Source organism: Aeromonas sp. FL131, assembly GCF_049860615.1.
Lineage (GTDB): Bacteria > Pseudomonadota > Gammaproteobacteria > Enterobacterales > Aeromonadaceae > Aeromonas > Aeromonas hydrophila.
The window spans coordinates 360,087-386,094 of record NZ_CP187595.1; the positions used below are offsets into that span (position 1 = coordinate 360,087).

Here is a 26,008-nt window from a genome sequence, read left to right on the forward strand (position 1 = left end):
GATTTGACCGTGCCGGGGCTGGTCGGCGGAAAAACGGGGCCAATCAGCGCCATTCATGCCGCTTCCTGTGGTTTTCAGCCATTTCCCGGCGGGAAATTGTGCTGAAAATCAGGATAGTCAGGCCGATTTTAGCGATTTTTATCGCCCAATACCTCCCCTAGAGTGAGCGCCATGTCCCATTTACAGCCTCAAGAGGTGCAGCTCATGCAACAAGATCCGGTACTCAACGCCGTCGCCACCATTCTCGCCCGCAAGCCGGGTTTTGCCCCCCGCGCCGCCATGATCCTGGGCTCCGGCCTCGGCGTGCTGGCCGATGCGCTGGAGGAGAAGGTCACCATCCCCTACGAGGAGCTGGACGGCTTCCCGGTCAGCACGGTGGCTGGCCACAGCGGCGAGCTGGTGCTCGGCAAGCTGCACGGGGTGGACGTGGTCTGCATGAAGGGGCGCGGCCACTACTACGAACACGAAACCATGAAGGTGATGACCACCCCGGTGCGCACCTTCAAGCGGCTGGGCTGCGAGCTGCTGCTGGTGACCAATGCGGCCGGCTCGCTGCGCCCGGAGCGGATCGGGGTCGGCTCCCTGGTCATCTTCAACGATCACATCAATACCATGCCGGGTACCCCCATGACGGGCGCCAATGACGAGGCCTACGGCCCGCGCTTCTTCAGCCTGGCCAATGCCTATGACAAGGGGTTGCGCAGCGAGGCGCTGGCGCTGGCCGAGCGGGAGGGGATCGCCGTCAATCAGGGGGTGTTCGTCTCCTACAGCGGCCCCTGTTTCGAGACCGCCGCCGAGATCCGCATGATGCAGATCATCGGTGGCGACGTGGTGGGGATGTCGGTGGTGCCAGAAGTGGTCAGCGCCGCCCACTGCGCGCTGCCGGTGCTGGCCATCTGCGCCATCACCAACATGGCGGAGGGGCTTGGCGACGTGCAGCTCTCCCATGAGCAGACCCTCAAGTGCGCCAAGCTGGCGGAAACGGATTTCATCCGCCTCATCAACGCCTTTATCAAGCACCACTTCCAGTAAGCAGGGAACGACCAGGAGGTCAGTTATGTTTGCAGCAGGATTTCTCGGTATGGCGGCGCTGATCCTCATCGCCGTGCTCGCATCGACCAACCGCAGGGCCATTCGCCTGCGCACCGTGGGGCTGGCCTTGGCCTTGCAGGTCGCCATCGGTGCCCTGGTGCTCTATGTACCGCTGGGGCGCCGGGCGCTGGAGGGAATGGCCCACGGGGTCGACGCCGTGCTGGCGAGCGGCAAGGCGGGCATCCACTTCCTGTTTGGCAACCTGGTCAACTTCTCGGTGGACGGCATCGGCTTCGTGTTTGCCCTCAACGTGCTGCCGCTGGTGGTGTTCTTCTCGGCGCTGATCGCCGTGCTCTACTACCTCGGCATCATGCAGCTGGTGATCCGCTTCATCGGCGGCGCCATGGCGCGGCTGCTCGGCACCTCCCAGACCGAGTCCATGTCGGCAGTGGCCAACGTCTTCGTCGGTCAGAGCGAGGCGCCGCTGGTGGTCAAGCCCTACATGCCCAAGATGAGCGATTCGGAGTTCTTCGCCGTCATGTGCGGCGGCATGGCTTCGGTCTCCGGCACCGTGCTGGCGGGCTACGCCATGATGGGTGTGGACATGCAGTACCTGCTGGCCGCCTCCTTCATGGCGGCACCGGGCGGGCTCCTGTTCGCCAAGCTGATCATCCCCGAAACCAGCCAGCCGGACTATGTGTTCGACAACAGCATCCAGTTTGACGGCAAGAAGCCGGAGAACGTGCTGGCGGCGGCAGGCGAGGGGGCCAGCAGCGGCCTCAAGCTGGCGGCGGCCATCGGCGCCATGCTGATCGCCATGATCGGGCTGGTGACCCTGGTCAACACCCTGCTGGGCGGGGTGGGGGAGATGGTGGGCATGCCGCTCTCCCTCGAGCTCATCCTGGGCTGGATCTTCTCGCCGCTCGCCTTCCTGCTCGGGGTGCCGCTGGCGGACATCGGCATCGCCGGCGCCATGATCGGCAAGAAGCTGGTGGTGAACGAGTTCGTGGCCTACAGCGACCTCTCCCCCTACCTGAGAGACGCCAGCACTGTGACCGCCGCCGGTCTGCAGGTGCTGGAGGAGAAGTCCAAGGTGATCATCAGCTTCGCCCTGTGCGGCTTTGCCAACCTGGCCTCCATGGGGATCCTGATCGGTGGCCTGGGCACCCTCTGCCCTTCCCGCACCGACTTCATCGCCCGCTACGGCCTGCGTACCGTGCTGGCTGCCACCTGTTCCAACCTGATGAGCGCCGCCATCGCCGGGATCTTCTTCTCCCTGGCCTGAGCGTCCCATCCCTTGTTCCGGGGCGCTGCGGCGCCCCTTTCTTATCCTGACAGGAGCCTTCCATGATTCCAGATACTGCTTTTTCACCAGCCTGCGCTGCCACCGAGGCCGCCAGCCGGGCCATCCGCCTGATGGATCTCACCAGCCTCAACGACGATGACCACGACGCGCGCATCATCGCCCTCTGTCACCAGGCGCAGACCCCGGTCGGCAACACGGCCGCGGTCTGCATCTATCCGCGCTTCGTGGGGCTGGCCAGGCTCACCCTGGCGGCGCAGGGCACCCCCGAAATCAAGGTCGCCACCGTGGTCAACTTCCCCCATGGAGACGATGAGCTGACCAGCGTGCTGGCCGAGACCCGCGCAGCCCTTCTCGATGGTGCCGACGAGATCGATCTGGTGATCCCCTGGCGTGCGCTCAAGGCGGGGGACGAGGCACCCGCCCGGGCGCTGGTGCGCGGCTGCAAGGCGTTGTGTGGGACGCGGCTGCTCAAGGTGATCATCGAATCCGGCGAGCTGCAGGAGCCCGCGCTTATCCGCGCCGCCTCCCTGCTTGCCATCGAGGAGGGGGCCGACTTCATCAAGACCTCCACCGGCAAGGTGCCGGTCAATGCCACCCCAGCGGCGTGCCGCACCATGCTGGCGGCCATCGCCGAGTGCGGTGCGCAGCACCGGGTGGGCTTCAAGGCGGCAGGCGGGGTGAAAAGCGCGCAGGAGGCGGGGGAGTATCTGGCCATGGCGGCCGCACTCTTTGGCGATGAGTGGCTGGTTGCCGAGCGCTTTCGCTTTGGCGCCTCCAGCCTGCTTGGCCAGTTGCTGGCCACTATCGAGGGCAAGAAGCCGGTTGCTGCCGACGGCAGTTATTGAATCATTCCCATCCAGTGCGGCGCCCGGCGGGGCGCCCCTTTGCACAGGTGCATGCCATGTCCCATCCCCGTTTTCATTTTGTGCAGGCCCACGGCAAGGTGCTGCTGTTCACCCTGCTCATCAGCCTCTCCTTCCCCATCGGCAGTGCCCTCACCGCGGTGCTGGACCCGCTGGTGGTCACCTGGGCGCGCTACCTGCTGGCGGCGCTCACCTTCGTGATTCTGCTGGCTTGCCAGCGCCGTCTGGTGCTGCCTTCGCTGCGGGATCTGGGGCGTTATACCCTCATCTCGCTGCCTGCCCTCTGCTACTTCGTCGCCATGTTCGTGGCGCTGCAGGAGACCAGCGCCCTCGATGCCAGCGCACTCTACACCACGGTGCCCCTCATCAGCGCGCTGGCCAGCATGCTTGTGCTGCAGCGCCGCATCGGCTGGTCGATGGCGTTCGCCCTGCTGGGGGGCATGGTGGCGGCCGCTCTCATCATCTTTCGCGGTGAGCTGAGCCAGCTGGCGAGCCTGAGCCTCACCCCCAGCAACCGCATCTATCTGTTCGGCTGCGTGGGGATGGCGCTCAACCCCATACTGGTGAAGCGCTACTACCGGGGCGAGTCGTTTGCCCACCTCACCTGCTGGACCCTGATCTGCGCTACCCTGCTGCTCACCCTGGTGGCGGCGCCGCGGCTGCTGACAACCGACTGGCAGCAGGTGTCGCTGCCGCTCTGGCTCGGCCTTGCCTATCTGGCGCTGTTTGCCACGGCGCTCAGCTTCTTTTTGTTCCAGCAGGGGAGCGTGGTGCTGCAGCCGGAGCAGGTCTCGGCCTACACCTACCTGATCCCGGTACTGGTGCTGTTGACCGGCATGCTGAGCGGGGAGGAGGTGATCTGGCGGCAGGTGGGCTGGGGCGTGCTCGGCGTGCTGCTGACCATGGCGGTCATGGTGCTGGTGCCCGCTCGGCAGGCACGCCGTGCCTGAATGGGTCAGCGGGCGGGCTGGTAGTAGTCGAGATACCAGCGCACGAACGCGGCGACCCCTTCCTTGATGGAGGTGGCGGGGCGCAGGCCGGTGAGGGTGTGGAGGGGCTCGCTGTCAGCCCAGGTGGCGTGCATGTCGCCCGCCTGCATCGGCAGCATCCGCTTGATGGCGGGCTTGTCCAGCGCCTGTTCCAGCGCCTCGATGAAGTCGAGCAGCCGCACCGGCTGGCCATGGCCGATGTTGAGGATGCGGTAAGGCGCGGCGCTCTCGGCCGGACTCTGCTCGCCGGCGTGCCAGTGAGGGTTGGGGCGGGGCGGCAGCTCGGCGACGGCCAGGATCCCCTCGACGATGTCGTCGATGAAGGTGAAGTCGCGGCTGAGATCGCCCTGGTTGTAGACGTCGATGGGCTCGCCCGCCAGGATGGCGCGGGTGAACTTGGCGATGGCCATGTCGGGCCGGCCCCAGGGGCCGTAGACGGTGAAAAAGCGCAGCCCCGTGGTGGGCAGGCCGTAGAGCGCCGAGTAGGCGTGGGCCATCAGCTCGCCGCTCTTCTTGGTGGCGGCATAGAGGGAGACCGGGTGGTCCACCTGCTGATCGGCACTGAACGGCAGCTGCTCGCCCATGCCGTAGACCGAGCTGGAGGAGGCGTAGATCAGATGCCGGATGCCGTGCTGGCGGCACCCCTCCAGCACCGTCAGCATGCCGGTGAGGTTGCTCTCGCTGTAGGCAAACGGGTTTTCCAGCGAGTGGCGCACTCCCGCCTGGGCGCCCAGGTGGATCACCCGCTCGAACCGCCCCTCGGCAAACAGGGTGGCCATGCCGGCCTGGTCCGCCAGCTCGCCTTGCACGAAGCGAAAATGGGGGAAGGGGGTCAGCATCGCCAGGCGGGCCTCCTTGAGGCTCACCTCGTAGTAGTCGTTGAGGTTGTCCAGCCCCACCACCTGATGGCCCGCCTCGCACAGCCGTCTGGCCACGTGAAAACCGATAAAGCCGGCGGCGCCGGTGACCAGATACTTCATGATTGGGGTCCTGTGCAGATCATGGGGCTCCTGACGGTGATGGGAAAAGGGGGTTGCGCGCTTTGTAGCAGAGCCGGCGCGTCTGTGCCATGGCAAACCGCCTGCGTCGGCGCGGTTCAGGCGCGGCATGCTGCATCTTGGTGCAGCGGCTGTCAATGGAGAATGACAGGCACCAAAACGGGGCGTGGGCGGCGACTATTGTGATCATGGTCGCAAAAAATAGACTGAACCCCATAACGAAGCCCTGCGGACAGGGCTCGCGCCCGCCAGACGGGCAACAGACACTCTTTCACTTCGCTATTGGATACCGGTTATGGACAACACCCCTGGCTCGGCGCACTCCGTTCGGACTGCGCACCCCCTCTATGAAGACGTCATCGCCCTGCTGACCGCGGCCGGCTTCGTCTCCCTCGGCATCTTTCTGTTTCATCAGGTCGGTCTGCTCACCGGCGGCACCGCCGGGCTGGCGCTGCTGCTGCAGCAGGTGACGGGGCTGAGCTTCGGCCTGCTGTTCTTCGGCATGAACCTGCCCTTCTATGCCCTGGCCTGGTTCAGGATGGGGCCGCGCTTCACCCTCAACACCTTCGTCTCGGTGGCGGCGGTCTCCTTCATGACGGATCACCTCAACGCCGTGCTGCAAATCGGCAAGATTGAGCCGGTCTACGCGGCGCTGATCGGCGGTACCCTGATCGGCATGGGGCTGCTCATCATGTTCCGCCACAAATCGAGCCTGGGCGGCTTCAACATCCTGGCGCTGTTTATTCAGGATCGGTTCGGCATCCGCGCCGGCAAGCTGCAAATGGGGCTGGATTGCACTATCGTCATCGCCTCCTGCTTCGTGGTGCAGCCCTGGATCCTGGCGCTCTCGGTGGTGGCGGCCATCATCTGTAACCTGGTGTTGACACTCAACCACAAGCCGGGCCGTTATCAGATCGCTTGACGAGAAAGGAATCATATGAGGCTTCTTGGTGGGTGATAAGCCTGCCCGCCTTGCAAACAAACAGAGCGCCTGATGGCGCTCTGTTGCTATCTGCCGCACGGCCATCACCGAATCACACCACCATGGGCAGTCCGCTTTCGGGGTGGAGGATCACCTGGGCCGGGTAGTCGTAGAGCCGGTCGATGAGATCAGGCGTCAGCACCTCGCGCGGGGTACCGTCTGCCATCACTCTGCCCTGTTCCAGCATCACCAGCCGGTCGGCGTAACGGGCCGCCAGATTGAGATCGTGCAGCACCACCAGCACGGCGGTATGGCGGGCGGCGAGGGCGCGCGCCATGGTGAGCAGCTGGTGCTGGTACTTGAGATCGAGCGCCGAGGTGGGTTCGTCGAGCAGCAGCAGCCGCGCTTGCTGCGGTTCGTCCGGTGCCTGCCAGATCTGGGCCAGCACCCGGGCGAACTGCACCCGCTGGCGCTCCCCGCCGGAGAGGCCGGGATAGAGGCGGCCTGCCAGGTGATCGACCCCGGCATGGGTCATGGCGGCCCGGACTATCTGGTCGCGCCGGCTGGCCGGTTCGCTGTGGGGCAGCCGGCCCATGGCCACCACCTCCTCGCACAGGAAGGGGAAGTTCAGGGACGAGCTCTGCGGCAGCACCCCGACCCGATGGGCCAGCTCGGTGCCGGCCCACTCCTGCCGCTCCCTGCCAAACAGGCGGATCTCCCCCTGATGTTCCAGCTCGCCGGTGAGGCATTTGAGCAGCGAGCTCTTGCCGGCGCCGTTGGGGCCGAGCAGGGCGGTGAGGCTGCCCGCCTGCATGCTGAGGTCGAGCCTGTCCAGTATGGGGCGGCCGCCCCGGCTGAGGCTGAGCTGGCGACAGTGCAGCAGGGTCGATGAAGCAGACAAGAGGAGTCCTCCGGTTAAAGCGTCCGGCGGCTCTTGACCAGCAGCCAGATGAAGAAGGGGGCGCCCAGCAGGGCGGTGATGATGCCGACCGGCATCTCGGCCGGCGCCAGCAGGGTGCGGGCCAGCATGTCGGCGCCCAGCAGCAGGGCGGCCCCGAGCAGGGCGGAGAGCGGCAGCAGCCGGACATGGTTGGGGCCGGCCAGCAGCCGCACCAGGTGAGGCACCACCAGGCCGACGAAACCGATCATGCCGGCCACTGCCACCGCCACGCCGACCCCGGCTGCGGTGAGCAGGATCAGCCGCCGCTTGAGGGACTGCACCTGGATGCCGAGGTGGCGGGCCTCCCCTTCACCCAGCAGCAGGGCGTTGAGGGGGTTGGCATCGCGCAAGAACAGAATGAGCAGGGCTACCAGGGTCAGCAGCGCCAGCGCCACGTCCACCGGCTTGCCCGCCGCCAGCGATCCCATCTGCCACAGGCTCAGGTTGCGCAGCATCTGATCGTCGGCGAGATAGGTGAGCAGGCCGATCACGGCACCGGACAGCGCGGTGACGGCCACCCCGGCCAGCAGCATGACGGTGACCGAGGTGCCCCCCTCCCGGGTGCCGAGCAGATAGACCAGGGTGGTGGTCAGGGCTCCGCCGAGAAAGGCGAGCAGGGGCAGCAGGCCGATGCCGAGCAGGCTCTGCCACTGCTGACCGAGGGGGGCCAGCAGCACGATGGCCAGCGCCGCACCGAGCGCCGCCCCGCCGGAGACCCCGATGATGCCGGGGTCGGCCAGGGGGTTGCGAAACAGCCCCTGCATTACGGCGCCGCAGAGGCCGAGAATCCCCCCCACCGCGATGCAAAGCAGGGTACGCGGCAGGCGGATCTCCTGCACGATCAGCAGCTTGTGGGCCTCAATCCCGCTCCCTTGGCCGGCGAACAGGGCGCGCAGGCTCTCGCCAAAAGAGAGGGCCATGGGGCCGGTCGCCAAGGATCCGACCAGCAGCAGCGCCAGTGCGCCGCCGGTGAGGCACAGCAGCCAGGGCAGTGGCAGACGCATCATGAACCCAGCTTGATCCACTTGGCGATCTGGCTGGCCTGCTGCAGCGAGGTAAGGCTGAGCCCCCCTTGCAGGGCGTGACCGTCGATGGCGTGGATGGCCCTGTTCTTGCCGGCCGGGGTGGCGGAAAGGGCGGGCACCTGGCTCAGCACGGTTTCGGGATCCTGATACTGCTGCCAGTCGCGGCCGCTCACCAGCACCAGATCGGGCTGCAGCTCGATCAGGGATTCGGTGGAGACGGGCTTGTAGTCGCTCAGCTGGGCCACCGGGTTGACGCCGCCGGCCAGGGTGAGCAGGGCGCTGGCGGTGGTGTTGCCGCCGGCGATGCTGGTGGGCTGGCCCTTGTGCAGCAGCAGGAAGACCACCTTGAGCGGTTCGTTCTGCTTCGCCTGGGCGGCCAGCTGCTCGCTCTGGGTCTGGATCTCGGCCTTCAGGCGGGAGCCGGCGGCCGGATCCTTGAGCAGGGCGGCCAGGGTATCGATGCGCTGGTTGAGGTTGGCGAGGGTGGGGGCGGTGGGCAGCACGTCCACCTCGACCCCGGCCCGGCGCAACTGCTCCAGGGCGGGCGGTGGCCCCATCTCGTCGCTGCCGACCAGCCGGGTCGGCGCCAGGCTCAGGATCCCTTCGGCGGCAAGGGCGCGGTGATAGCCGACCCGTGGCAGGTTTTTCGGCTCTGGGCTGCTGATGTCGGTGGCGATGAGGCTCTGCTCACCGCCCAGTGCCAGAATGAGTTCCGTGGTGGCCGGGCCTATGCTGACGATACGTTCCTGCGCCAGAACGGGCAGGGACAGGGCTGAGCAGCCGAGCAGGCTGAGTGCGAGGGCAAAACGACGGCCCATGCTAACCTCCGAAGGGTGAATGAAGTTGGGTTGCCGCCGAGAATATCAAGCCGTCGAAAAAAATGCACTGAGAATGAAAGCGATTATCAATTGCATTGGTTTGGGGCCTTCATTACAGTATCCGCCATGACAGAACAGGGATGCCGCAGGCACCCCAAGGGAGAACCGATGAGCATTGCACAACGCATTCATGGGCTGCTGGAACAAGATCCCAGCGCTCACCCATCCACCATCGCCGCCGAGCTGGCCGTCAGCGAATGGGAGGTGGTACGCCACTTGCCGGCCGAGCTGGTCACCCTGGTGCCCGCCGAACAGGCCGAAGCCCTGCTGGCGGATCTGGCCGACTGGGGCCAGGTGACCACCATCGTCGAGTCCGACGGCTCCATTTTTGAGGTGAAGGCCCCCTTCCCCCGTGGCAAAAGCGCCCGCGGCTACTACAACCTGATGGGGCGCGACGGCGAGATGCACGGCCACCTCAAGCTCGACAACGTGGTCGGCATCGCCCTGGTCAGCAAGCTGTTCATGGGCAAGGAGGGGCACTCCTTCCAGTTTTTCGGCCACAGCGGTCGCTGCATTTTCAAGGTCTATCTGGGGCGTGACGAGCAGCGTCAGCTGCTGCCGGCCCAGGTGGAACGCTTCATGGCCCTGCGCCACCAGTATCAAGAGGAAGTCAAAGCATGAGTGAACGTCAGGAGCGTCTGCAGAACCGCCTGCAACCGGAGATCCGCGAGTTCCGCGACGGTTGCCGCACCCTGCAGCTGGCGACGGTGGACAGTGAAGGCAACCCCAATGCCAGCTATGCCCCCTTCGTGCTGCAGGAGGATGGCTACTATGTGCTCATCTCCGAGATCGCCCGCCACGCCCGCAACCTGCAACAGGTGCCCAAGGTGTCGCTGATGCTGATCGAGGACGAGAACGGGGCCCGCGAACTGTTTGCCCGCAAGCGCCTGACCTTCGATGCGGTGGCCGAAGTGGTGGCCCGCGACGACGTGCGCTGGGAGAAGGCCATTGCTGCGCTGGAAGGGCGCTTCGGCGAGATAGTCAAGGGGCTCTCCAACCTCAAGGACTTCGTGCTGTTTCGCCTCAAGCCCGAGCAGGGGTTGTTCGTCAAGGGCTTCGGCCAGGCGTTCCGGGTCTCCGGCGACGAGCTGGTGGATTTCGTCCACCTGGTGGAAGGGCACAAGCGCGTCGACAACGGCGCCGAGCTGACCAGCCCGGCCGATGCGCCGGTCTGATCCACGCGATCACCAACATGACAAAACGGGCAGCCCTGGGGCTGCCCGTTTTTTTATGGCCGGCGCTGCTCAGTCCTGCCAGGAGGCCTTGTTGGGGAAGGCGTCGCGGTCGGCCCGGGTGGCGGTCTCATTGCACTCACCCCGGATCTTCCAGGAGGTCTGGCTGAGCACTATGTAGCCTTCGCGGCAGTACTTGCGCTCGGCCAGCGCCTGGGTGAGCTGGGCATCCTGCAGCGCTTCACGCCGCTCCAGCAGGCTCTTGCTGCGACTCAGGCGGCTGCCGTCATCGTCCTGCAGGCGGGTGGGCAGGGTATCGAGCGGGGCGGCTTCGAAGGTGAAGCGCTTGCTCCCCTCCTCATTGATGTGGGTCCTGAACAGGGGGGCCGGGCCATCCGGCTGGCGCCCCGGCAGGCCGGAGCAGGCGGTGATTGCCGGTAACAGCAGCGTGAAAGCAACGGCAGAGAGTAGACGCACACAAGACTCCAATCGGGTGATCGCTTCAGAGCGGGCAGATTAACATGCCGGCTCGGGTTGGGTGGCGCCGAGCAGCGCATCCGTCGTGAGCAGGGTCACGCTTCTGCCTTTTGGCAGGCTGAGGTGACGCCACATCCAGTGGTGGTGTTCGATGATCTGCTCCGCGCTCAGGTGGGGCCTGTCCGCCGTGGTATGGGCGTCGGTCACCGCCACCACCTCGAAGCCGCGAGCGGCGGCGCTGCGCAAGGTGGTGTCAACGCAAAAGTCGGTGGCACAGCCGCAGATGAGCAGCCTGTCCACCGCCTGTTCCGCCAGCAGGAAACCGAGCTCGGTGTCGAGGAAGCTGTCGCAGGCGGTCTTGCGTACCCGGCTGTCATGCCCCTGTGGGGCGAGATCGGCGTGCAGCTGCCAGCCCGGACTGGCGGGATCCACTTCGGAACCGGGGGCATCGTGCTGCACATAGATGACACGACCCTGTTCTGCCCGCACGCGCTCGGCCAATCGATTGATATTGGCGATGACCTGGCTGTCCTGATGGCGAGGCTGGGTGAACAGCCCCTGTTGCATGTCGATGACCAGTAACACATCCATATGAAATCCTTGGGCAAATGTTTGTCAGGGTGGCAGCCACTGGGCTCCTCAGACGCAAGGTCAGGGTTGCAGCCACTGGCTGCAGTCACGACTGCGGGATTGATGCAGTGCGCCCATATCTTGCTTCATTTCATCGGCATTTAGCCAGCGTTCCGGCAGGGGGGCGATGCCGACCCGCACGTCGGCAACCCGGCCAGCCGCAGCTTGACCGTCACCCGCTTGCGGCGCCGTCAGCTCCGGCACGACCAGCGCCACCTTGAGATCCGGGTTGCGGCTGGCGATACGGCTGGCGAGCCCCAGCCCGCCCTCTACGTGGAAGTTGCCGGCGATGTGCATGATGCGTTGGCCCGGGTGGCTGCGCAGGTAATCCACCATGCTCTCGGCCATGGTGTCGTCCCAGCTGGTCTGGGCGGCAAAGCGGCGGGCGTTGCTGTCGGCATCGCCATGATGGAGCGAGGCCATGAACTTCTGGCGATAGGGGTCATCGCCGAGGGTGAGGGTGCGGGCCAGCTGGCTGCGACGGCTGGCGGGCAGCTGATCCAGCCAGGCCGGCCCCTCCTGGCCGACACAGCTCACCAGCGGTTTGGGCGCATTGGCGGCGATGACCGGCAGGTGGTGCGCCTTGGCGAACTCCACCAGCGGGCGATAGTCGCTCTGGTAGTTGGGCCAGGCGTTGCCGTCACGAATGAGCGCCGCCTCGCCGATGCGACCGGCCAGGTAGGCATCCAGCACCGGCTGATCGGCGCGGCTGAACTGCTCCATGGAGAGCACCAGAGGGCGACCGTCTGCGGCCAGGCCCGCCAGCATTCTGGCCTGTAGCAGGTGCACCGCCGGGTGGGTGTGCAGCTCGCCCACCAGCACTATGTCGGCATCCACCACCCGGGCCAGGGCCTGCTCGAGGGTCAGCGCCTCCCCCTGGGTAGCCTTGAGCTGATAGTGATAGAGGGTGCCGGCATCGTTGACGGGGGCCGTCGTGGCACAGGCGGCCAGCAGCAGGGGCAGGGTGAACAGGGGCAGTAGTCGGGTCATGGATGTCTCGCAGCGATGAGGTGCCTGCACCATACAATGGCAGCATGGCGGGCGGGAAAACAGAGGGGCATAGTGTAGAACCGAATTATGACAAAAGAAAATGAGAATGATTCCGTTTATTATTGATCTTTGTTGAGAGGTGGGTAAGATGCCAGCTGTTTGATAACAGTTCTCAATAAGGATTTGCAGTGGCCCATAACAACACCCTATCGCTGGTCGCCCTTGCCGTGGCGGCTGGCCTCGCTTCCCCGGTTTTTGCGGCGGACAAGAAAGCAGATGAAGTCATGGTGGTCAGTGGCTCTCGGATGGAGCAGAAACTGGAGGATGTCTCCGGCCCCATCTCGGTCATCACCGCCGAACAGATTGAAGAGCAGGTGGTGAGCAACGTCGCCGACCTGTTCCGTTACGAGCCGGGCGTCACCGCCCTCGGCGGTGCCGGCGATGCCCAGACCTTCGTCATTCGCGGCATGGGCGAGAACCGGGTCAAGATAGTGCGTGACGGCGTGCGCCAGAACGATGCCTACAAGAACGGCGGCGTGGGCCAGAGCTATTTCGACACCGACATGATCAAGCAGGTCGAGGTGGTCAAGGGACCCGCCTCGGCGGCCTACGGCTCCGATGCACTGGGCGGCGTCATCGCCATCACCACCAAGGATGCGGCTGATTTCCTCAAGGGTCGCGACAGCTACCTGGATGCCACCACCGGTTATGCCTCCAGCAGCCACCAGAAGATGGCCGGCGTCACCGGGGCCCTGCGCGCCGGCGCGTTCGAGAACCTGCTGCGCTACACCTGGCGTGACGGCGGGGTGACCCAGAACTACGACGGCGACAAGAACGAGTTCGACATCGTCAGCCAGGCCGTGCTGTTCAAGAGCCAGTGGAACCTGAGCGATGCCCAGTTCCTCAAGCTGACCGTCGACTACTTCAACGAGGGACAGGACCCCGATGCCGTCGACCTCACCAAGGCGGGCTCGGTCTTCAACCAGCCGATCACCGACAAGGAGACCGACAACCTGTCGCTGGTGCTGGATCACGGCATCGCCCTGAACGCGCCCTGGGTCGATCGCATCGACAGCAAGCTCTACTACGCCCGCACCAAGCAGACCATGGATCAGTACGCCTCTTCCAAATATCCGGTGCGGCCGACCAACCCCTATGTGACTAAGAACTCGCTGGACAACAACGGTTTCGAGCAGAAGAGCCTGGGTGCCCAGCTGAAGTTCAGCAAGGCGCTGGCGAGCCAGCGGCTGGCCTGGGGCCTGGAGTATGAGCACACCGACAACGAGCGGACCCGCTTCAAGGCGCCGACCGTGCCGGGGGATTTCGTCGGCTACAACGAGCTGAGCTTCCCCTCCACCACCACCGAGCACGGCGCCTTGTGGGCGTTCGACGAGCTGAAATTCGGCGAGCGCTGGGTGCTGACGCCGGGTGCCCGCTACGACTACTACCGGATGAACCCGGATCAGGATCCCGCCTACACCGGCGAGAACCTCAAGCGCTTCTCCGAAGGGGAGTTCTCGCCCAAGCTGGGGCTGGTGTTCAAGGCGCACGAGGCGGCCAACCTGTTCGCCCAGTACAGCCACGGCTACAAGACCCCCATGTATGACAACGCGTTCTCCACCCTGAACCACCAGGCATACGGCTATCGCATCGAGCCCAACCCGAACCTCAAGCCCGAGAGCAGCGACGGCATCGATCTGGGTGTGCGCGGCAGTGCCGGCGGCTTCAGCTATGAAGTGGCCACCTTCTACAACAAGTTCGAAGACTTCATCGAACTGGCCGGGGTTGGCACCGAGGGCCGCACCGCGCTGTATCAGTATCAGAACCTGGACAAGGCGACCACCAAGGGGGCCGAGGCCAAGGCGGACTACTGGCTGAACGATCTGGTCAACGTCTGGGGCAACCTCTCCTACATCGAGGGCAAGGATGGCGACGGCAACTACATCAACAGCCTGAGCCCGCTCAAGGGGACCCTGGGTGTTCGACTGGAGCAGCCCAACTGGAACATCAACACCGCCCTGCGCTTTGCCGACGACATGAGCAAGGTGGGCAAGGATGCCAAGGGCAACGACAACATCAAGAGCGCGGGCTGGGGCGTGGTGGACATCTATGCCCAGTTCAAGCCGGTGCAGGATCTGCAGTTCAACGTGGGCGTCTTCAACTTGTTCGACAAGGAGTACGTCAACTACGAGAGCATCACCGGTCAGAGCGCCAGTGCCAGCACCAGCCGCCAGACCGAGCCGGGTCGCAACCTGAGTGCACGGGTCAAGTACGTGTTCTGATGAATGCACACCACGACAAGGGGCCTGCGGGCCCCTTTTTCATGGCGGGGACCGGGCCCCCGATGGCGGACAAAAAGGCGGCCAAAAAGAAACCCGCCGAAGGCGGGTGGAAGGATTGCAACACTAACCAGGAGGAGGTGTTACTCAATAGACACCGGCCTTGTGGCAATAGTTCAATTTTATTGATGTTTTTCATTATTATCTGCGCGGCGTCCCACCCGGGATCGCAGGATCCCCACCGACAAATCGGTTATCATTTGTGCCCCCGTTTCTCAGTGTCGAGGATCTATGCCCGCCTTCTCTTGGTTAGCCCTGTTTTTTGGCGCTTTCTACTTCGTCTACGGTGCCTATCTGCCGTTCTGGTCGCTCTGGCTGGAGGGGATCGGGGTCAGCGCCGAGATGATCGGCCTGCTGCTCGGCGCGGGCATGGCGATCCGCTTTGCCGGCAATCTGATGGTGATGGGGCAGATCAAGGGGGCGGGGCACCTGCTGCCGGTCACCCGCCTGCTCTGCCTGCTCAGTCTGCTGGCCTTCCTCGGCTTTTACCTCAGCCACAACCTCTGGTGGCTGGTGGGGCTGACCCTGGTGGCGAACTTCATCTACCCGACCCTGATGCCGGTGGGGGAGGCGCTGGCCACCCGCATGGTGGTGCAGGCGCACCTCGACTACGGCAAGGTGCGGCTGTGCGGCTCGTTCGCCTTCATCGTCGCCTCGACCCTGGTGGGGGCGCTGGTGGGGAATTTTGGCAGCGACTGGATACTGCACACCATGGTGGCCGGGCTGCTGCTGATGCTGCTGCTGAGCTGGCTGCCGCTGCACCCGGCGCCGCAGGACATTCAGGGCGAACGGGCCAAGGCCTCCCTGCTCGATACCCTCAAATCCCCCCAGGTGCGCCGCTTCCTGCTGATCTCGGCCCTGCTGCAGGGCAGCCACGCCGCCTACTACGGCTTTAGCGCCATGCACTGGAAGGCGGCGGGTTACAGCGGCACCACCATAGGTTATCTGTGGGCGCTGGGGGTGGTGGCGGAGATCGGGATGTTTGCCGCCGACAAGCGCTTTCTCAACCGCTTCGGCGCCCAGACCCTGTTTCTGGTGGGGGCGCTGGGCTGCGTGGTGCGCTGGATCCTGCTCGGTGCCTCCACCGAGCTGCTGGTGCTGGTGGCGGGTCAGCTGCTGCATGCGGTCACCTTCTGCGTCAGTCACCTCGGCGCCGTGCGCTTCATGACCCGCCAGCTGCCGGCCGAGCAGTTGATCCCGACCCAGGCGCTCTATGCGGCGTTGGGGCTCGGCATGACGGTGGCCGCCCTGATGACCCTGTGCGGCCTGCTGTTCGAACCGCTGGGGGGCTGCATCTTCTTCCTGATGGTGCTGGTGGTGCTGCCGGTGTTCGTGCTGCGCCTGCGGGAGGGCGAGCTGAAGGCCGCCTGATGGGCCCTATCCGGTCAGCAACCACATTGATCAGCAACGAACAAGGGGAGCCTAGGCTCCCCTTGTTGCATGGTGACGGCTGGCTCAGGACTCCTGCTCAAAGGCCAGCAGATCTCCGGGCTGGCAGCCCAGTTCGCGGCAGATCGCCTCCAGGGTGGAGAAGCGAACCGCCTTGGCATGGCCGTTTTTCAGGATGGAGAGGTTGGCCTCGGTGATGTTGACCCGCAGGGCCAGCTCACGGGCAGTCATTTTGCGTTCGGCCAGCAGGGCATCGAGTCGGATGATGATGGGCATGGGTTCCTCACACCGTCAGTTGTTGTTCATCGGCCAGCCGCTTGGCCTCGCGCATCACCAGCGCCAGCGCCGATACGATCAGCCCGGCCAGCAGCAACTGGAAGTCCGATGAACCTATTTTTATCTGGCCGTGCAGCTCGGGGCCCGGCAGGGTGAGCACTAGGTCCAGCAGCGGGGTGGTGATGATTTTGGTGACGAAACTGACACAGAGCAGCAGGCCGATCAACTGGTAGCGGCGGATCTGGCTGAAGGTGAACAGCATGGCCTGCCGATAGCCGCGAAACAGCTGGAGCAGCTGCCACAGCATCAGCATGAACACCAGATCCGGCAGCAGCATCACCAGGGTGCCCAGCAGGCGGGTGCCCAGGCTGAGGGGGTAGTCGGCAATCGAGGGGGCGGTGCTGGCCAGCGCCGGCTGTGCCATGGTCAGGGGGACATGGTTGAGCACCGAACTGTCTTGCACCGCCAGTGCGTCGATCAGCTCCTGCTGCAGGTAGTCGCTGCCGCCGAGCAGTTGGGACCAGACTCCCATGATCGTCATGAGCGGGGTGGCCAGCAGGGCGAACAGCAGGATCCATTCGATCAGATTGCTCATGCGTTCGAGCTTGTTGTGTTTCATCGCTTACCTCTTGGAGTGAAAGGGTGGGCCACGCGCAGCACCGAATTATTGTTTATCAATAAACACAGCCAGATGTTTATCGTTTTTCGATATTTATTCAACCGTTTTTTATTGAAAAACGATAAATTCTTGCTGCAATAAGAAGATGACATTTTTCGGGCGGCTCTCTAGACTGGCTGCTGCTGCGCTTGAATCTTCAACACGGACAAGAGGTTACAGATGCACCAGGGATGGTTGCTGATCGGATTGTCGCTCTCCTATCTGGGGCTGCTGTTTCTGATCGCCTACGTGGCGGACAAGAACAAACGTCGCCGTTTAAAGGGGCAGCCCCTGCTCTACAGCCTGTCGCTGGCGGTCTACTGCACCTCCTGGACCTTCTTCGGCACGGTGGGCCAGGCCAGCGAGTCGCCTTGGTCACCGGTGCCCATCTATCTGGGCCCCATGCTGGTGTTCCTGTTTGGCTGGCGCTTGCTGGCCCGCCTCATCCTGGTGGCCAAGCGCGAGCACATCACCTCCATCGCCGACTTCATCGCCGCCCGTTACGGCAAGTCCCAGCGCCTGGCCATGGTGATCGCGCTGATCGCCATCATGGGCATACTGCCGTACCTGGTGTTGCAACTGAAAGCCATCGTCACCGGGCTGGATCTGCTGATGGCCAACTCTGTGCCTGCCGGCCCCACCGGCAATACCGCCGGGCTGGCCCTCGGCGTGGCCCTGCTGCTGGCCCTGTTCAGCATCCTGTTCGGCACCCGCCATCTGGACGCCACTGAGCACCACCGCGGCATGGTGGTGGCCATCGCCTTCGAATCCGTGGTCAAGCTGCTCGCCTTCATGGCGGTGGGGGGCTTTGCGCTCTGGCTTATCCTCAGCAAGCCGAGCCAGGCCCGTACCCTGGTGGCCAGCGACTTTCTCGATGCGGTGGTGGCGGTGACGCCGGGCAGCCTGCTGGAGCTCGCCATCTACACCCTGGTCGCCATGTGCGCCGTCATCTGCCTGCCGCGCCAGTTTCACGTGACCGTGGTGGAGAACAACCAGGGCCAGGATCTGCACTGGGCGCGCTGGCTGTTTCCGCTCTACCTGTTCGTGATGGGGCTCTTCATCTGGCCGCTGGCGCTGGCGGGCAAGCAGTGGGTGGGGGCCGGCATGGCCTCGGATACCTATGTGATCAGCCTGCCCATGTCGCTCGGTTTCGACGGCATGGCGCTGCTGGCGTTTCTTGGCGGCACCTCGGCGGCCACCGGCATGGTGATCGTCTGTACCATCGCGCTGGCCATCATGGTCAGCAACGATCTGGTGCTGCCGGTGCTGCTGCGCCGCTTCTGGCAGCAGGGACGGGACGAGCGGCTGGTGCGCCTGCTGCTGCAGGTGCGCCGCGGCGCCATCCTGCTGATCCTGCTGGCGGCCTGGGGGCTCTACCTCTGGCTCGGGGATCTCACCAGCCTGTCGCGCATCGGCTACCTGTCGTTCGGCGCGGTGGCCCAGTTTGCGCCGGCGCTGCTGCTCGGCCTCTATTGGCGGCACGGCAACCGCAAGGGGGTCTACCTCGGTCTCGCCCTCGGGGTCAGCCTCTGGTTTGCCACCCTGCTGGCGGAGAGCGGCCTGCTGGCCGGCTCGCCGCTGGCGGCCCTGCTGGCGCCGCCCGACTGGCCCGCGTTTCGCGATCTCAGCCTGGGGGCCTGGTGCATCTTTCTGAGCCTGCTGCTCAACCTCATCGGCTATGTGGCGGGCTCCCTGCTGTCGCAGGCGGCGGTGAGCGAGCGGCTGCAGGCGGCCAACTTCGTCGGCAAGCCGAGCCGCGACACCACGGCGCTCTATCAGGCGCGGGTCTCGGTCAAGGAGCTGGAGATGCTGGCGGCCCGTTTCGTCGGCTCGAGCCGGGTCAAGCGTGCCTTCGGCCGCTTCGCCGGCGAGCGGGGCGGCACTCTGGCGCCCCAGATGCAGGCCTCCGCCGAGCTGATTGCCCACACCGAGCGGCTGTTGGCCGGGGTGTTCGGCACCTCGTCCGCCCGCCTGGTGCTGGCCTCGGCCCTGCAGGGGCGCAACATGCAGCTCGAAGAGATCGCCACCATAGTGGACGAGGCCTCCGACGTGTTTCGCTTCAACCGCGGCCTGCTGCAGGGAGCCATCGAACACATGGGGCAGGGGATCTCGGTGGTGGACCGGGAGCTCAAGCTGGTGGCCTGGAACCGGCGCTACATCGAGCTGTTCCACTATCCGCCCGGCCTCATCCAGGTGGGCCGCCCCATCGAGGAGATCATCCGCTACAACGCCGAGCAGGGGCTGTGCGGCCCCGGCGATGTCGAGGCCCATGTTGCGCGGCGGGTCGCCTTCATGCAGCGCGGCAGCCAGCACATTTCGGCGCGTGAGCGCCCCGATGGCCGGGTGATCGAGATGCAGGGCAATCCCATGCCGGCGGGCGGCTTCGTGATGACCTTTACCGACATCACCCCGTTTCGCGACGCCGAGCGAGTGCTGCGGGAGGCCAACGAACACCTGGAGGCGCGGGTGGCCGAGCGCACCCACGAGCTCTCCGAGCTCAACCGCCAGCTGCTGCTGGTGAACCAGCAGGTGGAGCGGGCCAACCACTCCAAGAGCCGCTTCCTGGCGGCGGTGAGCCACGATCTGACCCAGCCCCTCAACGCCGCCAAGCTGTTTACCTCCTCCCTGCTGGAGATGCTGCCACCGGCGGACGAGCCGGCCCGCATCGCCCGCCACATCGACGATGCGCTGGGGGCGACCGAGGATCTCATCACCGATCTGCTCGACATCTCGCGGCTCGAAGCGGGCAAGTTCAAAGCCAAGAAACTGGATTTCGCCCTGCGCGACGTGTTCGACAACCTCAAGGCGGAGTTCGGCGTGCTGGCGCAGGCGGGGGGGATCCAGTTCTCGGTGGTGGAGAGCGGTGTGGCGGTCTACAGCGACGTGCGCCTGCTGCGGCGGGTGCTGCAAAACTTCCTCACCAACGCCTTTCGCTACAACCCGGGCGGCCGGGTGCTGCTCGGCTGCCGCCGGCTCGGCGACAAGGTGCGCATCGAGGTGTGGGACAACGGCCCCGGCATTCCGGCCGACAAGCAGGAGGCGATCTTCGACGAGTTCTCCCGCCTCGATCACTCCCGCACCGCGCGGGAGCAGGGGCTGGGGCTCGGCCTTGCCATCGCCCGCGGCATCGCCCTGGTGCTCGGCCACAATCTGACCCTGCGCAGCTGGCCGGGGGCGGGCTCGGTGTTTGCCATCACCCTCAATCTGGCGACCCGTCCTGTCGCAACGACGCAGGTGGCGGCCCCCACCCAGCGCGACAGCCAGCTGGAGGGGATCCGGGTGCTCTGCATCGACAACGAGAGCGACATCCTGATCGCCATGCACTCCCTGCTGGGACGCTGGGGCTGCGAGGTGGTCTGTGCCCAGAGCCTGGCCCAGGCGGAGGATCTCATCGCCGGCGGCTTCCTGCCGCAGCTGGTGCTGTCCGATTACCATCTGGACGACGGCAAGACCGGGCTGCAGGCGCTACACATGCTGCGTCTCGCCCACGGCAACGACATCGGCGGCATCATCATCAGTGCGGATCGCAAGAGCGAGCTGCAGGCGCAGATCCGCAAACACGGCTACGGCTACATCAGCAAACCGGTCAAGCCGCTCAAGCTGCGGGCGCTGATGAACAGCATCTTGCGGCCGGCCAAACTTGATGATGATCACGAAACCGGGAATTCGTCCGAATTTTAATCGACGGCTCCCAGCCGACAAGATCGGCACTTTCTGACACAAAAAAGTGCATTTTCTTCTCGTTTGAGGCTCACTTTCGATAAAAAGTGGTTTATTAATAACCGCTCGGGGGTTTGCCCTCCCTCCTTTGACTCCCTTATAGTCAGGTCGCGATTATTTTTGTCGCAAATCAAGTTGTGCAAAAGGCAAACCGGATGAAAGTCCGGGACGCAAAGCTTCCGGTCTAAGGGTCAGCAGTACCTAAGATAGCGGGGCCACCACAGGTTGTTTCGTCCATGGGCCAAGCCATGGTGCGATGTTGTCTGCGTTACCTGTCAGGTTGCGTTGCCTTTTTCGTTATCTATTCCAAGAACGAAATAAGGATATTCAACTATGTTAAGTCCAAAACCCTCCGTACTGGCGTTGTTGGTCGGGGGTCTGTGCGCCTCCTCCGCCTTCGCCGCCGCCCCCGGCAAACCCACCATCGGCTGGGGCGAAACCAAGTTCGCCATCGTCGAAGTGGATCAAGCCGCCACCTCCTACAACAAGCTGGTCAAGGTGCACGCCGATGGCGCGCCGGTCAGCGTGAGCTGGAACCTCTGGTCCGGTGATGTCGGCCAGACCGCCAAGGTACTGCTCGACGGCAAGGAGGTGTGGTCCGGTGCCGCGTCCGCCTCCGGCACCGCCAACTTCAAGGTCACCAAGGGGGGCCGCTACCAGATGCAGGTGGCGCTGTGCAACGCCGACGGCTGCACCCTCTCCGACAAGAAAGAGATCCTGGTGGCCGACACCGACGGCAGCCACCTGCTGCCGCTCAAGGCGCCGCTCAAGGAGAACAACAAGCCCTACGTCAACAAGACCGGCAAGGTGATGGGGGCCTACTACGTGGAGTGGGGGGTCTATGGTCGCAAGTTCACCGTGGACAAGATCCCGGCCCAGAACCTGACCCACATCCTCTACGGCTTCACCCCGATCTGCGGTGGCAACGGCATCAACGACAGCCTGAAAGAGATCTCCGGCAGCTTCGAGGCGCTGCAACGCTCCTGTGCCGGCCGCGAGGACTTCAAGGTCTCCATCCACGATCCCTGGGCCGCCATCCAGATGGGGCAGGGCAATCTCACCGCCTATGACGAACCCTACAAGGGCAACTTCGGCAATCTGATGGCGCTCAAGAAGGCCTATCCGGACCTGAAGATCCTCCCCTCCATCGGTGGCTGGACCCTCTCCGACCCCTTCTTCTTCTTCGGTGACAAGACCAAGCGCGACACCTTCGTCGCCTCGGTGAAGGAGTATCTGCAGACCTGGAAATTCTTCGACGGGGTGGACATCGACTGGGAATTCCCGGGGGGCCTGGGGGCCAACCCCAACCTCGGCAGCCCCTCCGACGGCGAGACCTACGTGCTGCTGATGAAGGAGCTGCGCGCCATGCTCGACGAGCTGAGCGCAGAGACCGGCCGTACCTATGAGCTCACCTCCGCCATCAGCGCCGGCGGTGACAAGATTGCCAAGGTGGACTATCGCGCCGCCCAGCAATACATGAATCACATCTTCCTGATGAGCTACGACTTCAACGGCGCCTGGACCAACACCGGGCTGGGTCACCAGACCGCGCTCTATGAGTCGAGCTGGGATCCCAACACCAAGTACACCACCGACAAGGGGGTCAAGGCGCTGCTGGGTCAGGGCGTCGAGCCGGGCAAGGTGGTGGTGGGTGCCGCCATGTATGGTCGCGGCTGGACCGGCGTCAGCGGGTATCAGGGCAACAACCCCTTCACCGGCACCGCCACCGGCCCGATTGCGGGGACCGAAGCGGAAGGGATCTGGGAGAAGGGGGTCATCGACTACCGCGGCATCGCCAAGGGCAAGATGGCCGGCGACTGGCAGTACAGCTATGACGAAGTGGCCGAGGCACCGTCCGTGTTCAAGGCTTCCACCGGTGAGCTCATCACCTTCGATGACGAGCGCTCGGTCAAGGCCAAGGGGCAGTACGTGCTGGCCAACCAGCTCGGCGGCATGTTCGCCTGGGAAATCGACGCCGACAACGGCGACATTCTCAACGCCATGCACGAGGGGCTGGGCCACGGCGATAGCACACCGCCGGTCAACAAGCCGCCGGTGGCCAACGCCGGCACCGATCTCGCGGTGACCGGGCCGGCCCAGCTGGTGCTGGACGGTTCCTCCTCCCGCGATCCGGAAGGGGCGGTGCTGAGCTACAGCTGGGCCCAGATCTCCGGTCCCAAGGCGACCCTGAGCGATGCCACCCAGGCCAAGGCCAAGGTGAGCGTCGATGCGGTGAGCCAGGACGTCAATCTGGTGTTCGAGCTGACCGTGACCGATGACCACAACCTTAGCGCCAAGGATCAGGTGGTGGTGACCAACAAGGCGCCGCAACCCAACCTGCCGCCGGTCGTCACGGTGCAGGACAAGGTCTCGGTGCAGGCTGGCAAGCAGGTGAGCATCACCGCCAGCGCCACCGACCCCAATGGCGACACCCTGAGCTATCAGTGGAGCGTGCCGGCCGGGGTTACCGCCAGCGGTCAGAACAGCAAGACCCTGGTGGTGACGGGCCCCAGCGTCACCGTGGAGACCGGTTATGACCTCACCGTCACCGTGACCGACGGCGCCCTGGATGCCCAGGGCAAGACCCGCCTCACCGTGACCCCGGTCAGCGGTGGCGGCGACTGCAACGCCACCGATCCGGATGCCGCCAACTGGCCGGCCTGGAAGGCCTCGACCACCTACAACGGTGGCGAGAAGGTGAGCCACAACCAGCTGGTGTGGCAGGCCAAGTACTGGACCCAGGGCAACGAACCGAGCCGCACCGCCGATCAGTGGAAGCTGATAAGCCAGGTGCAGCTGGGCTGGGATGTCAGCGTCGCCTACAACGCCGGTGACGTGACCACCCACAACGGTCGCCAGTGGAAGGCCCAGTACTGGACCCGCGGCAACGAGCCCGGCAAGCACGACGTCTGGCAGGACATCGGCGCCGCCAGCTGCAAATAACCTCACCGTCAAACCCATCGGGGCATGCCAGGCATGCCCCCTTTTTTCCCCCATAACAACAAAGAGCACCACCATGACCACATGCACCACACGTCTTGCCTGCCTGATCGGCGCAGCCCTGGCAAGCGGCCCGCTGCTGGCCGCCGTTCAGCCACCCACCCCGCTGGTTTTTGACGCCACCCGTCCGCAGAACGATCTGCAGGGGTCGCTGCTGGCCGGCGTCCAGTTTGCCCAGAGCCAGATCCTGCCGGCCCACCCGCGGGAGGGGGACAACCAGCCTCGCCTCACCGCCCTGCGCAAGAGCCTGCTGCTGGTGCGCCCGCTGCAGGCCGGCAACCAGGCGCCGCTGGCGCTCGAGGCCCGCGACGGCGCCGGCAAGCTGCTCGGCAGCCTCACGCTGGATCCGCCCTCCCGCCTGCCCAAGACCGCCTACTACCTGGAAGGAACGCCGGAGGAGGGGGTCGACTTCACCCCGGGCCCCGGCACCAGTGCCGTCATCAACAGCAGCAGCGAGCTGGCCAGGCTGAGCGATCCGAGTGGCGCCTTCCTGCTCGGCAAGCTGCAGCCTCATGCCCTGGTCACCATCCAGACCGCCGACGGCCGCTGGGTGCGCGACATCTTCTTGCCCCGCGGCGCAAGCCTGGAGGGCAAGATGGTGCGCCTCGCCTCCAATGCCGGCTACAACTCCACCGTCTACTTCAGTGGCCGCCAGGTAACAATCTCCCGAGGTCAGAGCCAGCAGTTCAAGTTCGTACGCGGGCAGTGGATCCGCGATGGCGAGCTGGAAAACAACGGCATCACCTATGCCAGCGATGCCTGGAGCGCCGTGCTGCCGGCCGAGTGGATCCTGCCCGGCCTCACCCTGCGCCTGAGCCAGGGGGATCTGAGCGGTGAGCTGAACGACCTCAAGGTGGGGGCGCCGGGGGAGCTGCTCATTCACACCATCGACATCGGCATGCTGACCAGCCCGCGCGACCAGTTCGCCTTTGCCAAAGATAAAGAAGCCCAGCGGGAGTATTTCCAGACCATTCCCGCCAGCCGGCTCATCGTCAGCCAGTATGCGCCGCTGTCGTTGCCGGAAGTGATGCTGCCGGATGGCACCCTGCTCACCGATTTTGATCCGAGCGAAGGGGGCTGGCACAGCGGCACCATGCGCCAGCGCATCGGCAAGGAGCTCATCTCCCTTGGCATCGACAATGCCAACTACGGCATCAACAGCACCGCCGGGGAGGGGGAGAACAGCCATCCCTACGTGGTGGCCCAGCTGGCGGCCCACAACAGCCGTGGCAAGTATGCCAACGGGGTGCAGGTGCACGGCGGCTCCGGCGGGGGCGGCATCGTCACGCTCGACGCTTCCCTTGGCAACGAGTTCAGCCACGAGGTGGGCCACAACTACGGTCTCGGCCACTACGTGGGCGGCTTTGCCGGCTCGGTGCACCGCAGCGCCGATCAGATCAATGCCACCTGGGGCTGGGATGGCGACAAGAACCGCTTCATCCCCAACTTCTTTGCGAGCCGCAGCGGCCAGAGCGCCTGCCTCGATGGTCAGTGCCAGGCGCCGTTTGACGGCCGCAAGTTCGGCTTCGACGCCATGGCCGGCGGCGAGCCGCTCTCCGGCTTCAACCGCTTCACCCTCTACACCCCCAACTCGGCCGCCATCATCCAGCGCTTCCTCGAGAGCAAGGCGGTGTTCGACGCAGCGTCCCCCACCGGCTTCAGCAAGTGGAACGAAAGCCAGGCCAGGATGGAGCCCTACCGCCACCGGGTCGACCTCGCCGAGCAGATCACCGCGCCGGTGAGCGATCTGGGAGAGGTCAAGCTGGCCGCCCTGCTGGCCGAGTACGATCTGGTCAAGGTGGCCATGTGGGATGGCAACTGGACCCGCAACATCCAGCTGCCGGCCGCCTCGGCGGTCAATCGTGGCCGCATTGTCAGCATCGACCACAACGCCGGCTACAACAGCACCCTCTTCATCAACGGCCAGCAGATCACCGTCTCGCGCGGCTTCAAGAAGAGCTACCGCTCCGACGGCAGCCGCTGGAACGAGGGGGCGCCGACGGATCTGGCGGCTGATCGCAAGCCAGCCGTCTTCGGCGTGCCGGTGACCACCCTGGTCGGTTACTACGATCCGCAGGGGCAGCTGCCGAGCTACCTCTATCCGGCCCTGCACGGTGCCTATGGCTTTGCCTATGGCGATGACGGCGAGCGGCTCGGCAACAGTGATTGCCAGCTGCAGGTGGAGACCCGCGACGGCCTGCTGCGCTTCAAGCTGGCCAATCACCGGCTGAGCGCCAGCGTGATGAACAAGTTCCACGTCAACGTGCCGAGCGCGAGCGAACCGCGCAGCGCCAGCGTGCTGTGCCGCAACCAGTCACAGGCCGAGGCCCAGCTTGCCCCGGCCCCGGTAGGGCTTGGCTACACGGTCAACGGCATGCCGCTGGCGGCACGCTGAGTGTTTTTC

At 64.9% G+C, this 26,008-nt stretch carries 21 protein-coding genes and 1 riboswitch; of the genes, 12 read left to right on the forward strand and 9 right to left on the reverse strand.

The features are described from left to right. Positions 1–204 precede the first annotated feature (204 nt). From xapA to ACPW75_RS01830, 4 genes are all read left to right on the forward strand, one after another. A complete protein-coding gene (gene xapA, locus ACPW75_RS01815) occupies positions 205–1,032 on the forward strand; it encodes a xanthosine phosphorylase (RefSeq protein WP_065475942.1) in 828 nt (275 codons plus the stop codon). A 25-nt stretch (positions 1,033–1,057) separates the two neighbouring features. Further along, a complete protein-coding gene (locus ACPW75_RS01820; protein ID WP_077095423.1) occupies positions 1,058–2,317 on the forward strand; it encodes a NupC/NupG family nucleoside CNT transporter in 1,260 nt (419 codons plus the stop codon). Between the two features lie 62 nt (positions 2,318–2,379). Further along, positions 2,380–3,183: a deoxyribose-phosphate aldolase gene (deoC, locus tag ACPW75_RS01825; protein ID WP_077095424.1), complete on the forward strand. Its 804-nt coding sequence runs from the start codon at positions 2,380–2,382 to the stop codon at positions 3,181–3,183. Between the two features lie 56 nt (positions 3,184–3,239). Further along, positions 3,240–4,151 carry a DMT family transporter gene (locus ACPW75_RS01830; RefSeq protein ID WP_077095425.1) on the forward strand — a complete coding sequence of 304 codons (912 nt, stop codon included), beginning with the start codon at positions 3,240–3,242 and terminating at the stop codon, positions 4,149–4,151. A gap of 5 nt (positions 4,152–4,156) precedes the next feature. On the opposite strand, the gene ACPW75_RS01835 is transcribed toward ACPW75_RS01830, so the two are convergent. Continuing rightward, the gene (locus ACPW75_RS01835) at positions 4,157–5,170 is read right to left on the reverse strand and encodes an NAD-dependent epimerase (RefSeq protein WP_077095426.1); all 1,014 of its coding nucleotides are present in this window, start codon (positions 5,168–5,170) and stop codon (positions 4,157–4,159) included. Positions 5,171–5,483: 313 nt separating this feature from the next. On the opposite strand from ACPW75_RS01835, the gene ACPW75_RS01840 reads away from it, so the two are divergent. Further along, entirely contained in the window at positions 5,484–6,110 is a 627-nt protein-coding gene (locus ACPW75_RS01840; protein ID WP_043159627.1) for a YitT family protein, read from the forward strand. 112 nt (positions 6,111–6,222) lie between these two features. On the opposite strand, the gene ACPW75_RS01845 is transcribed toward ACPW75_RS01840, so the two are convergent. Genes ACPW75_RS01845 through ACPW75_RS01855 form a run of 3 tightly spaced genes read right to left on the reverse strand, consistent with a single transcriptional unit; the run spans position 6,223 to position 8,893 of the window. Next, positions 6,223–7,011, reverse strand: coding sequence for a heme ABC transporter ATP-binding protein (locus ACPW75_RS01845; RefSeq protein WP_077095427.1), 789 nt, complete (start codon positions 7,009–7,011; stop codon positions 6,223–6,225). A gap of 14 nt (positions 7,012–7,025) precedes the next feature. After that, entirely contained in the window at positions 7,026–8,057 is a 1,032-nt protein-coding gene (locus ACPW75_RS01850; protein WP_017410332.1) for a FecCD family ABC transporter permease, read from the reverse strand. Continuing rightward, positions 8,054–8,893 carry a heme/hemin ABC transporter substrate-binding protein gene (locus ACPW75_RS01855; protein WP_077095428.1) on the reverse strand — a complete coding sequence of 280 codons (840 nt, stop codon included), beginning with the start codon at positions 8,891–8,893 and terminating at the stop codon, positions 8,054–8,056. The genes ACPW75_RS01850 and ACPW75_RS01855 overlap by 4 nt, the downstream gene beginning before the upstream one ends. Before the next feature lie 168 nt (positions 8,894–9,061). Here ACPW75_RS01855 and hutX point away from each other — a divergent pair, with 168 nt between their 5' ends. Next, positions 9,062–9,574 carry a heme utilization cystosolic carrier protein HutX gene (gene hutX / locus ACPW75_RS01860; RefSeq protein WP_011704903.1) on the forward strand — a complete coding sequence of 171 codons (513 nt, stop codon included), beginning with the start codon at positions 9,062–9,064 and terminating at the stop codon, positions 9,572–9,574. After that, positions 9,571–10,128, forward strand: coding sequence for a heme utilization protein HutZ (gene hutZ / locus ACPW75_RS01865; protein ID WP_010634920.1), 558 nt, complete (start codon positions 9,571–9,573; stop codon positions 10,126–10,128). Before hutX ends, hutZ begins: the two co-directional genes overlap by 4 nt. A gap of 69 nt (positions 10,129–10,197) precedes the next feature. Here hutZ and ACPW75_RS01870 read toward each other — a convergent pair whose 3' ends face one another. Genes ACPW75_RS01870 through ACPW75_RS01880 form a run of 3 tightly spaced genes read right to left on the reverse strand, consistent with a single transcriptional unit; the run spans position 10,198 to position 12,222 of the window. After that, the gene (locus ACPW75_RS01870) at positions 10,198–10,602 is read right to left on the reverse strand and encodes a lipoprotein (RefSeq protein WP_010634919.1); all 405 of its coding nucleotides are present in this window, start codon (positions 10,600–10,602) and stop codon (positions 10,198–10,200) included. Between the two features lie 39 nt (positions 10,603–10,641). Then, positions 10,642–11,193 (reverse strand): cysteine hydrolase family protein, encoded by a 552-nt coding sequence (locus tag ACPW75_RS01875; protein ID WP_077095358.1) that lies wholly within the window; start codon positions 11,191–11,193, stop codon positions 10,642–10,644. A 60-nt stretch (positions 11,194–11,253) separates the two neighbouring features. Continuing rightward, positions 11,254–12,222, reverse strand: coding sequence for a ChaN family lipoprotein (locus ACPW75_RS01880; protein ID WP_077095357.1), 969 nt, complete (start codon positions 12,220–12,222; stop codon positions 11,254–11,256). 188 nt (positions 12,223–12,410) lie between these two features. On the opposite strand from ACPW75_RS01880, the gene ACPW75_RS01885 reads away from it, so the two are divergent. Beyond that, positions 12,411–14,504 (forward strand): TonB-dependent hemoglobin/transferrin/lactoferrin family receptor, encoded by a 2,094-nt coding sequence (locus ACPW75_RS01885; protein WP_049047707.1) that lies wholly within the window; start codon positions 12,411–12,413, stop codon positions 14,502–14,504. Between the two features lie 288 nt (positions 14,505–14,792). After that, positions 14,793–15,932 (forward strand): 3-phenylpropionate MFS transporter, encoded by a 1,140-nt coding sequence (locus ACPW75_RS01890; protein WP_077095355.1) that lies wholly within the window; start codon positions 14,793–14,795, stop codon positions 15,930–15,932. Between the two features lie 84 nt (positions 15,933–16,016). On the opposite strand, the gene ACPW75_RS01895 is transcribed toward ACPW75_RS01890, so the two are convergent. Then, positions 16,017–16,226: a helix-turn-helix domain-containing protein gene (locus ACPW75_RS01895; RefSeq protein ID WP_011704909.1), complete on the reverse strand. Its 210-nt coding sequence runs from the start codon at positions 16,224–16,226 to the stop codon at positions 16,017–16,019. Between the two features lie 7 nt (positions 16,227–16,233). Continuing rightward, positions 16,234–16,845 carry a DUF2975 domain-containing protein gene (locus ACPW75_RS01900; protein ID WP_077095354.1) on the reverse strand — a complete coding sequence of 204 codons (612 nt, stop codon included), beginning with the start codon at positions 16,843–16,845 and terminating at the stop codon, positions 16,234–16,236. A gap of 219 nt (positions 16,846–17,064) precedes the next feature. Here ACPW75_RS01900 and ACPW75_RS01905 point away from each other — a divergent pair, with 219 nt between their 5' ends. The 3 genes from ACPW75_RS01905 (at position 17,065) to ACPW75_RS01915 (ending at position 25,999) form a co-directional block, all read left to right on the forward strand. Further along, complete coding sequence (locus ACPW75_RS01905) at positions 17,065–20,565, forward strand: hybrid sensor histidine kinase/response regulator (RefSeq protein ID WP_077095353.1); 3,501 nt, start codon at positions 17,065–17,067, stop codon at positions 20,563–20,565. A 174-nt stretch (positions 20,566–20,739) separates the two neighbouring features. Further along, positions 20,740–20,827, forward strand: a riboswitch (cyclic di-GMP riboswitch). 110 nt (positions 20,828–20,937) lie between these two features. Then, complete coding sequence (locus tag ACPW75_RS01910; protein WP_077095352.1) at positions 20,938–23,547, forward strand: glycosyl hydrolase family 18 protein; 2,610 nt, start codon at positions 20,938–20,940, stop codon at positions 23,545–23,547. A 73-nt stretch (positions 23,548–23,620) separates the two neighbouring features. Beyond that, a complete protein-coding gene (locus ACPW75_RS01915; RefSeq protein WP_190283741.1) occupies positions 23,621–25,999 on the forward strand; it encodes a M66 family metalloprotease in 2,379 nt (792 codons plus the stop codon). The last annotated feature ends 9 nt before the right edge of the window (positions 26,000–26,008 follow it).

Excerpts from the sequence above, each read along its gene's own strand:
- ACPW75_RS01890 (WP_077095355.1), top strand. The coding sequence starts at position 14,793 with ATGCCCGCCTTCTCTTGGTTAGCCCTGTTTTTTGGCGCTTTCTACTTC.
- hutZ (WP_010634920.1), top strand. The coding sequence starts at position 9,571 with ATGAGTGAACGTCAGGAGCGTCTGCAGAACCGCCTGCAACCGGAGATC.
- hutX (WP_011704903.1), top strand. The coding sequence starts at position 9,062 with ATGAGCATTGCACAACGCATTCATGGGCTGCTGGAACAAGATCCCAGC.
- ACPW75_RS01855 (WP_077095428.1), bottom strand. The coding sequence starts at position 8,893 with ATGGGCCGTCGTTTTGCCCTCGCACTCAGCCTGCTCGGCTGCTCAGCC.
- ACPW75_RS01835 (WP_077095426.1), bottom strand. The coding sequence starts at position 5,170 with ATGAAGTATCTGGTCACCGGCGCCGCCGGCTTTATCGGTTTTCACGTG.
- ACPW75_RS01820 (WP_077095423.1), top strand. The coding sequence starts at position 1,058 with ATGTTTGCAGCAGGATTTCTCGGTATGGCGGCGCTGATCCTCATCGCC.
- ACPW75_RS01830 (WP_077095425.1), top strand. The coding sequence starts at position 3,240 with ATGTCCCATCCCCGTTTTCATTTTGTGCAGGCCCACGGCAAGGTGCTG.
- ACPW75_RS01900 (WP_077095354.1), bottom strand. The coding sequence starts at position 16,845 with ATGAAACACAACAAGCTCGAACGCATGAGCAATCTGATCGAATGGATC.
- ACPW75_RS01915 (WP_190283741.1), top strand. The coding sequence starts at position 23,621 with ATGACCACATGCACCACACGTCTTGCCTGCCTGATCGGCGCAGCCCTG.
- deoC (WP_077095424.1), top strand. The coding sequence starts at position 2,380 with ATGATTCCAGATACTGCTTTTTCACCAGCCTGCGCTGCCACCGAGGCC.
- ACPW75_RS01910 (WP_077095352.1), top strand. The coding sequence starts at position 20,938 with ATGTTAAGTCCAAAACCCTCCGTACTGGCGTTGTTGGTCGGGGGTCTG.
- ACPW75_RS01880 (WP_077095357.1), bottom strand. The coding sequence starts at position 12,222 with ATGACCCGACTACTGCCCCTGTTCACCCTGCCCCTGCTGCTGGCCGCC.
- ACPW75_RS01850 (WP_017410332.1), bottom strand. The coding sequence starts at position 8,057 with ATGATGCGTCTGCCACTGCCCTGGCTGCTGTGCCTCACCGGCGGCGCA.
- ACPW75_RS01905 (WP_077095353.1), top strand. The coding sequence starts at position 17,065 with ATGCACCAGGGATGGTTGCTGATCGGATTGTCGCTCTCCTATCTGGGG.
- ACPW75_RS01895 (WP_011704909.1), bottom strand. The coding sequence starts at position 16,226 with ATGCCCATCATCATCCGACTCGATGCCCTGCTGGCCGAACGCAAAATG.
- xapA (WP_065475942.1), top strand. The coding sequence starts at position 205 with ATGCAACAAGATCCGGTACTCAACGCCGTCGCCACCATTCTCGCCCGC.
- ACPW75_RS01840 (WP_043159627.1), top strand. The coding sequence starts at position 5,484 with ATGGACAACACCCCTGGCTCGGCGCACTCCGTTCGGACTGCGCACCCC.
- ACPW75_RS01875 (WP_077095358.1), bottom strand. The coding sequence starts at position 11,193 with ATGGATGTGTTACTGGTCATCGACATGCAACAGGGGCTGTTCACCCAG.